Origin of the sequence: Streptomyces sp. AC558_RSS880 (genome assembly GCF_019049255.1) — a bacterium.
In the GTDB taxonomy this organism is placed as follows: Bacteria; Actinomycetota; Actinomycetes; order Streptomycetales; family Streptomycetaceae; genus Streptomyces.
On record NZ_JAGMUJ010000133.1, the window covers coordinates 122,818 to 134,286 of the forward strand.

Here is an 11,469-nt window from a genome sequence, read left to right on the forward strand (position 1 = left end):
CCGCGCTATCCGAAGAGCTTGTCGAGCTCGCGGTTCACCTTCGCGTCGGCCTTGTCGAGCTCGGCCTCCGGGTCACCGCCCTTGCGGACGCAGTTGGCGAGGACGTCCTCCAGGGCCGTGATCATCGCCTGGGTCCAGCCGATGTTGTCGAAGTGCCCGAGCTCGTTGAAGAGCTTCACGCCCTCGGCCGGCAGGCCCGACTTGAGCTTGTCGGCGGACTCGGCGAGCGAGGTGCGCGGCGGGATGTGGAAGCCGTAGGAGAGCGCCCAGTCCTCCTGGTACTCCTCCTGGTCGATCCACAGCCACTTCACGTACTCCTTGGCGGCTTCCACGTTCCTGCCCTTGGCGTTGACGAACATCGACCAGCCGCCGTTGTAGACGGCCTGCTCGCCCGCGTCGGTGACCTTGGGGAAGGGGAAGATCCCGAGGTCGTCCCCGAGCGCCTGCTGCATCTGCGGCATCGCCCACATGCCGCACCACTGGATGGCGGTGAGCCCCTGGTTGAGCGCGGAGGGGTCCCAGAAGTCGGTCGGCGCGTCGAGCAGCAGATCACCGCTGGTGAACAGCTTGCGCAGGGTGCGGAAGCCGCCGGCCACGCCGTCCGTGTGATACGCGATCTCGTTGTTCTCGTCCAGGGTGTCGGCGCCCGACGCCCAGATCAGCGGGTTGACGATCGAGTGCAGGGTGTTGCCGAGGTAGATGCCCTTGACCTTGTCGGTGGTCAACTCCGCTGCGGTGGCGAGGAGTTCGTCGAGCGTCCGCGGGACGCCGACGCCCGCCTCGTCGAACAGCGACTTGCGGTAGAAGAAGAACTGCGGGTCGTCGATCATCCGGACGCCGTAGATCTTGCCGTCGACGGTGTGCGACCGGATGTCGGCCGGGTTGAAGTCGTCCTTGACCGGGTCGACCAGGTCGGTCAGATCGGCGACCTGGCCGCTCTTGACGAGCTGGATCTGCGGATGGAACTCGAAGACGTCCGGCGCCTTGTCGGTGAGCAGCGAGGCGAACAGTTTGCTCTCGAAGTTGGAGCCGGTGATCCACTGCGTGGCCACGTTCGCCTCCTCGTACGCCTTCGCGTACCGCTTGATCGCCTGCTCGGTGCCGGCCTCGCCGTAGGCGTGGAAGTACTGGACCAGGGTCTTGCCCGAACCCGATCCCGAACCACCGCCTCCGCGGCCGTTGTTGCCGCCGCAGGCGGCCAGCCCGCCGGCGGCGGCGAGGCCCAGGGCGGCGCGGAGTACTGATCGACGGTCCCACGTGCTGTTGCTCGGTGCCGGCATGTCGACGTCCTTGTCTCGAGTGAGGCTGCGGCGGATGGCGCTCAAGGACTTGCGGTGCGCGGGACGTTAACCTTCGGCAAATGCTTCGGCAAGGGGTTGGACAAAGCCTGTTCGAAGCATTGTGACCCGTTCGTGAGGACGAACGAGGGCGAGCGACGGCGAACGACGGCGAACGACGGCGAACGGGCCGGGAGTTACCGGCGACTGCCGGCGGTACGGCTCCTGGCGCCCTTCCCGGCCGACTGCAACGCGCCCTCCAGCGCGAACGTCGCCGCGCCCAGGCACACCGGATCGGTGGGGATCGGGGAGAGGACGATCCGGGTGGCGGCCAGCGGGCGGCGCAGCGCGTGCCGGGTGACGGCCGCCCGCACCTCGTCGAGCAGCGGCTCGCCGAACGCGGCCGCGACCCAGCTGCTGAGCACGACCACCTCCGGGTTGAAGAGGTTGATCAGATCGGCGATCCCGGCACCGAGGTAGCGGGCGGTGTGCCTGAGCACCTTCACCGCCACCGGATCGCCCGCGCTCGCCCCCCGGGCCAGCGCGTCGACGGTGGCCGTCTGGTCGCCGGGGCGCAGCAGCGGACTGTCCGGACTCAGCTCCCGCAGGTTCAGCATGATCCCGGGCGCGCCGGTGTACGTCTCCACGCAGCCGCGGTTGCCGCAGTGGCAGGGGCGGCCGTCCAGGACGAGGGTGGTGTGGCCCCACTCGCCGGCGCTGTTGCTCACCCCCCGGTGCACCCCGCCGCCCAGCACCAGCCCGGCCCCCACCCCGGTCCCGAGGTTCACCACCACCGCGTCCCCGCACCCGCGCGCCGCCCCGAACCACAGCTCGGCCACCGCGCAGGCCCGCAACGGGTTGTCCAGGTGCAGGGGGTACGCGATGTGGTCGCTCAGCAGGTCGAGCAGCGGGACGTCGTGCCAGTCCCAGTTCGGCGCGTACGCGCAGACGCCGGTGTCCCGGTCCACCTGACCCGGCACGCTCACCCCGGCCCCGAGCACCCGCGCACCCTCCACCCCGGCCTGCGCCACCACCGCCTCCACCGCCGTGGCCACGTGGCCCACGACCTGCTCGGGCCGGCTCTCCCCGGGGCGCATCTCCTCCTCGGTGCGGGCCAGCACGTTCAGCGCGAGGTCGAACAGCTCGACCCGGACGTAGGTCTCGGCGAGATCCACCCCGATCAGCGCGCCCCCCGGCGCGTTGACGGCCACCAGGCCCCGGGGACGGCCGCCGGCCGAGTCCTCGAAACCGACCTCGGTGATCATGCCGAGGCCGAGCAGCTCGCCGACCAGGGTGGCGACGGTGGCGAGGCTCAGGCCCGTGGCGGCCGCCAGCTCCTGCCGGGAGGTGGGCGACGCGGCGATGATCTGGCGCAGCACCTGGTAGCGGTTGGCCGTACGGATGTCCCGCGATGTGCGCTTCACCGTCAGCTGCCCCCATCCCTGCCGGGCCGGGCCGACCGGGCACCGGCGCGCGGCAAGGCTATGCAGGGAGCCGGACTTTCGACAAGGGCTTTGGAAAGGGGCTTGACGAAGTCCGGACGGGGCCCGGGATCAGCCGCCCAGGACGTCCCGCACGAAGGCGTTGGTGAACTTGCGCCGCGGGTCCAGATCGTCGACGGTGTTCCGGAAGTCGTCCATCCGCGGGTAGCGGGCGCGCAGCTCCGCCGCCGGGGTGGTGAACACCTTCCCCCAGTGCGGGCGCGGGTCGAACGGCGCCAGCGCCTCCTCCACCCGCCGTACCACCGGCAGCACCGCCCGCGTGTCCTCGATCCAGGTGAAGTGGACGGCCACCGTGTCCCGGCCGTAGGAGGGGCTGAGCCACTGGTCGTCGGCGGCGACGGTCCGCACCTCGCACGTCTGCAGCACCGGGGCGACCGTCTCCCGGATCCCGTCCAGCGCGTGCAGCGCGGCGACCGCCGACTCCCGCGGCATCAGGTACTCCGACTGGAGTTCCGCACCGCTGCTCGGGGTGAACTCCGCCCGGAAGTGCGGCAGCCGCTCGTGCCAGGGTCCCGGCACCCCGAACTGCTCGGTGCAGTTCACCGCCGGCATGCCCGGCACCGGGTGCATCTTCTCGGTCGCCGGAGCCGCCCAGGGGAAGTCCGGCAGCGGCTGGTCGGTGCGCCGCTTCAGCCACACCTGACGGAAGCCCGGCGCCCGCCAGTCGGTGAACAGGCTCACGCTGTACGCCGCCGACATCACCGCCTCGAACGTGGCCTGATCCAGTCCTTCCAGGGGCATCTCGGTGAACACGTGCTGCTCGACCTCGAAGGCCGGCTCCAGGTCCAGGGTGAGCGCGGTGACGACACCGAGCGCGCCCAGCGAGGTGACCACACCGCCGAAACGGTTCGCCACCCCTTGGGTGAACCGCCCCTTCGACCCGTCCGCCACCACGATCTCCACCGCGCGCACGGACGAGGCCAGCGGCCCGTTGCCGACGCCGGAGCCGTGGGTACCGGTGGCGACCGACCCGGCCACCGAGATGTGCGGCAGCGACGCCATGTTCGCCAGGGCCAGCCCGTGCCGGTGCACCTCGCGGGCCAGCTCGGCGTAGCGCACGCCGCCCCCGACCCGTACCGTCCGGGTCGTCGTGTCCACGTCGATCTCGGGGGGCAGCGCGTCGAGGGAGAGCAGGACACCGTCCTCGCCGGGCTCGACGATCTCGTTGAAGGAGTGCCCGCTGCCCAGGACCCGCACCCGCGAGCTCCCGGCGACCAGGTTCTGCAGCGCGTGCAGGCTCTGCGGGCGGTGCAGCTCCTTGGCGGCGTACGTGATGTTGCCCGCCCAGTTGGTCACGCTCTCGGTCATCCCTCGTCCTTCCTGGCCCTCGGGACCGAAAAGGTCCCCGCCGGAACCTACCTCGCGAGTGGTCCACGCCCTGCGGGGGGACCCGGCGCCCCGGACGTCCGAGCGGGGGCATACCGTGAGGAGTCGTACGTCCGAACCGGGAGGAGACACTTCGATGGGCAGCCGTACCGCGCTGGTCGAGGATCTGATGGAGCGGTTCCCGCACGTGCCGCGCGAAGCCGTCTTCAAGGAGGACCTGCTGCGCGGCGGTGTGGCCTTCGACCCGTCCGCGCTCAGCGACAACGAGGGCGGCGAGGTCAAACCGAAGTCGTACTTCATCTTCTCCTTCGACCACGGCACCCTGCCCGAGCTGGGCGAGGCCGCGCTGCGCCGCCCGCCGGAGGAGATCATCCTCACCGGCGGCCCGTACGACCTGCGCCGCACGGTCGTGTCCGTCCGCGTGAACCCGGCCTCCCCCTACCGCGTCGCCGCCGACGAGCACGGCGTGCTCGGCCTCTACCTCGACGGCAGGCGGATCTCGGACGTCGGCGTGCCGCCCATGCCCGAGTACTACCGGCACACCCTGTCCAACGGGAAGTCGGTCATGGAGGTCGCCCCCACCATCCAGTGGGGCTACCTGATCTACCTGACCGTCTTCCGGGTCTGCCAGTACTTCGGCGCCAAGGAGGAGTGCCAGTACTGCGACATCAATCACAACTGGCGCCAGCACAAGGCGGCAGGGCGGCCCTACACCGGGGTGAAGGACGTCGAGGAGGTCCTCGAGGCCCTCGAGATCATCGACCGGTACGACACGGCGAAGGCGTCCACCGCCTACACCCTCACCGGCGGCGCCATCACCAAGACCGTCTCCGGACGCGACGAGGCCGACTTCTACGGCCACTACGCCAAGGCCATCGAGGAGCGCTTCCCCGGCCGCTGGATCGGCAAGGTCGTCGCCCAGGCGCTGCCCAGGGACGACGTGCAGCGGTTCAAGGACTACGGGGTGCAGATCTACCACCCCAACTACGAGGTGTGGGACGAGTACCTGTTCAAGATGTACTGCCCCGGCAAGGAGCGCTACGTCGGCCGCGACGAGTGGCACCGGCGCATCCTCGACTCCGCGGAGGTCTTCGGCGCGCGCAACGTGATCCCCAACTTCGTGGCCGGCGTCGAGATGGCCGAGCCCTTCGGCTTCAAGACGGTCGACGAGGCCATCGCCTCCACCACCGAGGGCCTGCGCTTCTTCATGTCGCACGGCATCACGCCCCGCTTCACCACCTGGTGCCCGGAGCCCACCACCCCGCTCGGCAAGGCCAACCCGCAGGGCGCCCCGCTGGAGTACCACATCCGGCTGCTCCAGGCGTACCGGCAGACCATGGAGGACTTCGGCCTCTCCTCGCCCCCCGGCTACGGCCCGCCCGGACCCGGCAACGCGGTGTTCTCCGTCAGCTCCTTCATGGACAGCCTCCCGGCGCAGGAGTCCGTCGAGGCGGTCTGAGACACCGGGGCTCCCCGCACCCGCTCCCGCGAGAGATCCGGAAGGCCGGAACGGAGACGTTCCGGCCTTCCGCGCGCAGGGTCCCTGCGAGGGGTGGCCACGCCGCCACACAAAGTGAGGGAAGCGCTTGTCAGTTGTGTCGGGAACGTGAAAAGCTCTGCCACTGCCGCGAGGTTTCCCCAACTCCACCGCCCCTATGGCGAGTTGACCTCGTTCGTGATGCGGGAGTCCCATGCCCGACCTGCCGAGCCCCCAGGACGCCGCCGAGGCGGCGCTGTTCACCGAGTGCTGGGACGCGGCGCTCTCCTACGCCGACCTGTGCACGGCCGGGTCCGCCGCCGCGGCGGAACTGGCCCGCGAGGCCTTCGCACAGGGCATACGGGAGCTGCGCGAGACCGAGTCGGGCAGCGTCCGCGGCCACGGCCGCCGTCCCTCCCGGCTGCCCCGGATACCCCTGCTGCTGACGGCGGTCCGCAGCACGGCGGCCGCCTGGGAAGAGGCGGGGCAGGGACACAAGCTCGACCCCGACCTGCGGCTGTGGCTCCACTCCGACCGGGCCGCCCGCCACACCGGCCCGCCGCTGGAACGCCCGGTCGCCCTGCGCGGACTGCGCGATCTGCAGCCGGCGGACGCCGAACTGCTCTGGCTGGCCGAGGCGGAGTCCCTGCCGCTGCCCCTGGTGGCCCGCCGGCTCGGCCTCGACCCCGCCACCGCGGCCGACGAACTCGCCCAGGTCGGCCGTCTGTTCCGGGACCGCTGCCACCGCAACCACCTCGACTCGCCCCTGGACGCCGAGTGCCGCAGCTACGCCCGGCTCCTCGACGCCGTCACCCGCTCGCCCGCCGCGGACACCCCCGACGACCTCTCCCGGCACCTCGCCACCTGCCACCGGTGCGCCGAGGCCGCCGCCTGTCTGCGGCTGCACGGCGGGGGACTGCCCGGCGCGCTGGCCGGCGGGGTGATCGGCTGGGGCGGCCTCGCCTATCTGGAACGCCGCCGCCGTGCCGCCGAGGTACGGCTCGGGGCCGGACGCCCGGACCGGGCCGACGCGGACGGCGACCCGGCGGGCGGTACGGGCAGGACGCGCGTCGCCCGGCACGGCCTGCTGGTCGCCGCCCTCCTGGTCTCCCTCCTCGCGCTCGCGGTCTCCCTGATGCCGTTCGGCGACACGGCCGGCGAGGGCGCCGCACGCCCCGACACCGACCGGCAACCGGTGGCCGACCCCGGACCCTCCCTGCCCTCCGCGCCCACGGTCCCCCCGGACACCACGTCCCCGAAGCCCTCCCCCGAGACCACCCCGGACCGGAAGGACCCCGACCCCGAACCGCAGGGCACCTCCTCCGCCACCGCCGCGCCCGGCACCACCGCCCGCGGCGAGCCGGCCGCCTGCCGGGCCGACTACGACCTGGTCAACGAGTGGCCCGAGGGCCTCCAGGCCACCGTCACCGTCACCACGCGGGACCCCCTCGACTCCTGGCGCGTCGGCTTCGCCTTCCCCGACGGCCAGCGCGTCACCCGGATGTGGGACGCCTCGCTCGACCAGGACGGCTCTCACGTCACCGCCACCGCCGCCGACTACAACAAGTCGGTCGCCGCCGGCGGAAAACTCTCCTTCGGCTTCCTCGCGTCCCGCAACGGCACGAACCGCCCACCGTCCGGGTTCACGCTCAACGGCCGCACCTGCGCGACCGTGTGAAGCGGCGCGCAGAAAACGACTTGACGGGCCGGGGCGGCCGCGGGCTACTGTGACCCCGGATCACACGGTGGCCGTGCGCCGCCGTACCGGACCGTTCGTGGAGTGAGGAGGTATCGACCGATGGCTGTCATTGCGCTGGGCGCTGCCCGCATTCAGGAATCCATCACGTCCACCTCCGTGGCCACCGGCTGACCTCACCCTTTTCCCGTCCGCGTACGGATGCGTACGCGCGGCCGCCGGGGCCACCCACCTGAAGGGTCACCCCCTTGCGTTCCAGTTCCACCTCCATTTCCTCCGCGCTCGCCCCCTACGGCTGGGACGACGCCTGGGCGGACGCGTTCGCCCCCTACGACGCGGAAGGGCTGCTGCCCGGGCGCGTGATCCGGGTCGACCGCGGCCAGTGCGACGTCGTCACCGCCGACGGCACCCTGCGCGCCGACACCGCCTTCGTCACCCCGCACGACCCCCTGCGGGTCGTGTGCACGGGCGACTGGGTCGCCGTCGAACCCGGCGGGAACCCGCGCTACGTCCGCGCGTACCTGCCGCGCCGTACCGCCTTCGTGCGCTCCACCTCCTCCAAGCGGTCCGAGGGGCAGATCCTCGCCGCCAACGTCGACCACGCCGTCGTCGCCGTCTCGCTCGCCGCCGAACTCGACCTGGCCCGGATCGAACGCTTCCTCGCGCTCGCCTGGGAGTCCGGGGCGCAGCCGGTGGTCGTCCTCACCAAGGCCGACCTCGTGCCGGACGCGGTGACCCGCGCGCACCTCGTCCAGGACGTGGAGACCAGCGCGCCGGGCGTGCCGGTGCTCACCGTCAGCGCCAGGGACGGGGACGGACTCGACGTCCTCGCCGCGATCACCGCCGGCGGTACGTCGGTGCTGCTCGGACAGTCCGGCGCGGGCAAGTCCACCCTGGCCAACGCGCTCCTCGGCGAGGACGTCATGGACGTACAGGCCACCCGGGACGTCGACGGCAAGGGCCGCCACACCACGACCACCCGCAACCTGCTGGCACTGCCCGGCGGGGGAGTCCTCATCGACACACCGGGACTGCGGGGCGTCGGCCTGTGGGACGCCTCCACCGGCGTCGGCCAGGTGTTCGCCGAGATCGAGGAGCTCGCCGAGGGCTGCCGTTTCCACGACTGCGCCCACGAGAGCGAACCGGGCTGCGCGGTCCTCGACGCCGTCGAGACCGGCGACCTGCCGCAGCGCCGCCTGGAGAGCTACCGCAAGCTGCTCCGGGAGAACCAGTACATCGTCGCCAAGACCGACGCCAGGCTCCGCGCGGAGATCCGCAAGGACTGGAAGCGCAAGGGCGCCATCGGCAAGGCGGCGATGGAGGCCAAGCGGGGCCGCCTGCGGTAGCCGGTAGCCCACCTTCATGTCCGATTTCCGCCAGCCGGGGCTCCCCGGCCGGCGGAGACTGGACGGTATGAGGGACGAGGACAGCAGGTACGAGGCGGTGCGCAGCCGGGACGCCCGGTTCGACGGGGTGTTCTTCTTCGCCGTCGAGACGACCGGGATCTACTGTCGTCCCAGCTGCCCCGCCGTCACCCCGAAGCGGTCCAACGTGCGGTTCTTCGCGACCGCCGCCGCCGCGCAGGGCTCCGGGTTCCGCGCCTGCCGGCGCTGCCGCCCGGACGCCGTGCCCGGCTCCGCCGAGTGGAACGTGCGGGCCGACGTCGTCGGCCGGGCCATGCGGCTGATCGCCGACGGCGTCGTCGACCGCGAGGGCGTCGCCGGACTCGCCGCACGGCTCGGCTACAGCGCCCGCCAGGTGCAGCGCCAGCTCACCGGCGAGCTCGGCGCCGGGCCCGTCGCGCTCGCCCGCGCCCAGCGGGCGCACGCCGCCCGCGTGCTCCTGCAGACCACCGGCCTTCCGGTCACCGAGATCGCCTTCGCCGCCGGATTCGCCAGCGTGCGGCAGTTCAACGACACCGTACGGGCCGTGTACGCCACCACCCCCAGCGAGCTGCGCGCCTCCGCGCCCCGGCGGGGCCGGGCGCGCACCGCCACCCCGTCCGCCGGAATCCCCCTGCGGCTCGCCCACCGCGGCCCCTACCAGGCGGGACCCGTCTTCGACCTGCTGGAACGCGAGGCCGTCCCCGGCGTCGAGGACGTGAGCGGCACCCCGGGCACCCGCACCTACCGGCGCACCCTGCGTCTGCCCCACGGCACCGGCATCGCCGCCGTCGACGAACGCCCGCACACCGGGCGGGGCGCCCACCCCGGCGGCTGGCTCGACGCCCGCGTCCACCTCACCGACCCCCGCGATCTGACCACCGCCGTACAACGCCTGCGGCGGCTGTTCGACCTGGACGCCGACCCGTACGCCGTCGACGAACGGCTCGGCGCCGACGCCCGGCTCGCCCCGCTGGTCGCCGCCCGGCCCGGACTGCGCTCACCGGGAGCGGCCGACCCGGAGGAGCTGGCGGTGCGCGCGCTGGTGGGCCGGGACGAGGCCGCACGGCTGGTCCAGTGGTACGGCAAGCGGCTCGACGCCCCGTGCGGCACCCTCACCCACCTGTTCCCCGAAGCCGCCGTCCTCGCCGGGGCCGAGCCCGGCGGCACCCTGGGCGCGCTCACCGCCGCCCTCGCCGACGGCACCGTACGCCTCGGACCCGGCGCCGACCGGCACGAGGCCGAGGCCGCCCTGGCCGCCGTCCCCGGCCTCGACGCCCGTACGATCGCCGGGATCCGCACCCGCGCGCTCGGCGACCCGGACGTGGCCCCGCCCGGGCCCGGCGTTCCCGACAGCTGGCGCCCCTGGCGCTCGTACGCCCTGAACCACCTGCGCGCCGCAGGGGAGTTGGAGTAACCATGACGACCACGACCACGTACTGGACGCGTGTGGACAGCCCCGTCGGGCCGCTGCTGCTCACCGCCGCCCCGACCGGCGAGCTGACCTCGCTGTCCGTGCCCGGACAGAAGGGCGGACGCACGCCGGCGGACGACTGGCGGCGGGACCCCGGACCGTTCCGCGAGGCCGAGCGGCAGCTCACCGCGTACTTCGCCGGCGACCTCAAGGAGTTCCGGCTGGCCATGAGCGCCGTCGGCACCCCGTTCCGGGAGAAGGTGTGGGCCGCGCTCGACGACGTCCCCTACGGGGCGACCGTGTCCTACGGCGAGATCGCGGCCCGGATCGGCGCGCCCCGCGCCGCCGTGCGGGCCGTCGGCGGCGCGATCGGCGCGAACCCGCTGCTCATCGTCCGCCCCTGCCACCGGGTGATCGGCGCCGACGGCTCGCTGACCGGATACGCCGGCGGGCTGGAGCGCAAGGTGCGACTGCTCACCCACGAGGGCGTGCCGCTGCCGTGAGCCGAGGTGATCAGCCCCAGAACACCGCGCCCAGCCACGCCGCCGTGATCAGCTGGCAGGTGAACAGTTCCGTCAGCACGCTCCAGCCGCCCGAGCGCAGCGCCGTGCGCAGCGCCGCGACCGCCTCGCCGCGGCGGCCCAGCCGGAGCCGCTCGAAGAGGTAGACCCCGGCGAGGAAGCCCGGGACCGCGCCGATCACGGGCAGCAGGACGAAGCCGGCGAACGAGCCCCAGCCCGCGTACGCCAGCATCCGGCCGTCGTCGCCGCCCGCCCGCAGCCGGCGGGGCGGCAGCGCCCAGCGCACCACCTGGGACAGGAACAGCACCACGGTCGCCGCCACCAGCACCCACCACGCGACGGGCCGCGGATCCTTCAGCGCCCACCACAGGACCCCGGCCCACACCAGCCACGACCCGGGCACCCCCGGCAGCAGCACTCCCCACAGGCCGAGCAGGAGCACCAGTCCGGCGAGCAGGAGGTCCCACGCTCCCATTTCTCCAGGGTGCAGGAGTACGGGGAGCGGCGCAGGGCGGAAACGGGCCGCGAAGCCCTCGTCGCACAGCCGTCCCGCCGTTCACCCGACCGGCCGTCCGGGGCACGCCGCGGGACGGGGATTTTCCCGATGCCCCGTTCTCATCGGGCCCGTACGGTGGACAATTGGGGCCATGAGCCAGCAGGGGGGAAGGCCCACCGGTCCCGAGGACGACTGGTGGCGGCAGCTGTACGACGACGCCACCGACGACACGGGCCCCGCACCGGCGCCCGAGTCCCTGGACGACCGCTTCGCCTCGGCTTCCGGCACGCTCGACGCGGGCGGGCCCGCCCCGGCCGCACCCCCCGCCCCGACGGTCCCGGGCCCCCGTCCGGCCGCCCCCGCCGCACCGGCGGACCT

At 73.0% G+C, this 11,469-nt stretch carries 9 protein-coding genes and 1 pseudogene; 6 read left to right on the top strand and 4 right to left on the bottom strand.

Annotated elements, in window-relative coordinates:
* Positions 1-5: 5 nt before the first annotated feature.
* From KUM38_RS32190 to KUM38_RS32200, 3 genes are all read right to left on the bottom strand, one after another.
* A complete protein-coding gene (locus KUM38_RS32190; RefSeq protein ID WP_217134703.1) occupies positions 6-1,280 on the bottom strand; it encodes an ABC transporter substrate-binding protein in 1,275 nt (424 codons plus the stop codon).
* Positions 1,281-1,474: 194 nt separating this feature from the next.
* Positions 1,475-2,701: an ROK family transcriptional regulator gene (locus KUM38_RS32195; protein ID WP_217134705.1), complete on the bottom strand. Its 1,227-nt coding sequence runs from the start codon at positions 2,699-2,701 to the stop codon at positions 1,475-1,477.
* 129 nt (positions 2,702-2,830) lie between these two features.
* On the bottom strand, positions 2,831-4,087 hold the full coding sequence (locus tag KUM38_RS32200; RefSeq protein ID WP_217134707.1) for a D-arabinono-1,4-lactone oxidase: 1,257 nt from the start codon (positions 4,085-4,087) through the stop codon (positions 2,831-2,833).
* A gap of 154 nt (positions 4,088-4,241) precedes the next feature.
* Between KUM38_RS32200 and KUM38_RS32205 the strand changes: the two genes are divergently transcribed.
* The 5 genes from KUM38_RS32205 (at position 4,242) to KUM38_RS32225 (ending at position 10,577) form a co-directional block, all read left to right on the top strand.
* Positions 4,242-5,564: a radical SAM protein gene (locus KUM38_RS32205; protein WP_217134709.1), complete on the top strand. Its 1,323-nt coding sequence runs from the start codon at positions 4,242-4,244 to the stop codon at positions 5,562-5,564.
* Between the two features lie 232 nt (positions 5,565-5,796).
* The gene (locus KUM38_RS32210; RefSeq protein WP_217134710.1) at positions 5,797-7,260 is read left to right on the top strand and encodes a cellulose binding domain-containing protein; all 1,464 of its coding nucleotides are present in this window, start codon (positions 5,797-5,799) and stop codon (positions 7,258-7,260) included.
* 266 nt (positions 7,261-7,526) lie between these two features.
* Complete coding sequence (gene rsgA, locus KUM38_RS32215; protein ID WP_217134711.1) at positions 7,527-8,624, top strand: ribosome small subunit-dependent GTPase A; 1,098 nt, start codon at positions 7,527-7,529, stop codon at positions 8,622-8,624.
* Positions 8,625-8,691: 67 nt separating this feature from the next.
* Entirely contained in the window at positions 8,692-10,077 is a 1,386-nt protein-coding gene (locus KUM38_RS32220) for a bifunctional transcriptional activator/DNA repair enzyme AdaA (protein WP_217134712.1), read from the top strand.
* Positions 10,078-10,079: 2 nt separating this feature from the next.
* Complete coding sequence (locus tag KUM38_RS32225) at positions 10,080-10,577, top strand: methylated-DNA--[protein]-cysteine S-methyltransferase (RefSeq protein ID WP_217134713.1); 498 nt, start codon at positions 10,080-10,082, stop codon at positions 10,575-10,577.
* A 10-nt stretch (positions 10,578-10,587) separates the two neighbouring features.
* Here KUM38_RS32225 and KUM38_RS32230 read toward each other — a convergent pair whose 3' ends face one another.
* Positions 10,588-11,070 carry a DUF456 domain-containing protein gene (locus KUM38_RS32230; protein WP_217134714.1) on the bottom strand — a complete coding sequence of 161 codons (483 nt, stop codon included), beginning with the start codon at positions 11,068-11,070 and terminating at the stop codon, positions 10,588-10,590.
* Positions 11,071-11,242: 172 nt separating this feature from the next.
* Here KUM38_RS32230 and KUM38_RS42430 point away from each other — a divergent pair.
* Positions 11,243-11,469: pseudogene (locus tag KUM38_RS42430) on the top strand (protein phosphatase 2C domain-containing protein); the annotation flags it as partial.

Excerpts from the sequence above, each read along its gene's own strand:
- KUM38_RS32210 (WP_217134710.1), top strand. The coding sequence starts at position 5,797 with ATGCCCGACCTGCCGAGCCCCCAGGACGCCGCCGAGGCGGCGCTGTTC.
- KUM38_RS32225 (WP_217134713.1), top strand. The coding sequence starts at position 10,080 with ATGACGACCACGACCACGTACTGGACGCGTGTGGACAGCCCCGTCGGG.
- KUM38_RS32230 (WP_217134714.1), bottom strand. The coding sequence starts at position 11,070 with ATGGGAGCGTGGGACCTCCTGCTCGCCGGACTGGTGCTCCTGCTCGGC.
- KUM38_RS32205 (WP_217134709.1), top strand. The coding sequence starts at position 4,242 with ATGGGCAGCCGTACCGCGCTGGTCGAGGATCTGATGGAGCGGTTCCCG.
- KUM38_RS32200 (WP_217134707.1), bottom strand. The coding sequence starts at position 4,087 with ATGACCGAGAGCGTGACCAACTGGGCGGGCAACATCACGTACGCCGCC.
- KUM38_RS32190 (WP_217134703.1), bottom strand. The coding sequence starts at position 1,280 with ATGCCGGCACCGAGCAACAGCACGTGGGACCGTCGATCAGTACTCCGC.
- KUM38_RS32220 (WP_217134712.1), top strand. The coding sequence starts at position 8,692 with ATGAGGGACGAGGACAGCAGGTACGAGGCGGTGCGCAGCCGGGACGCC.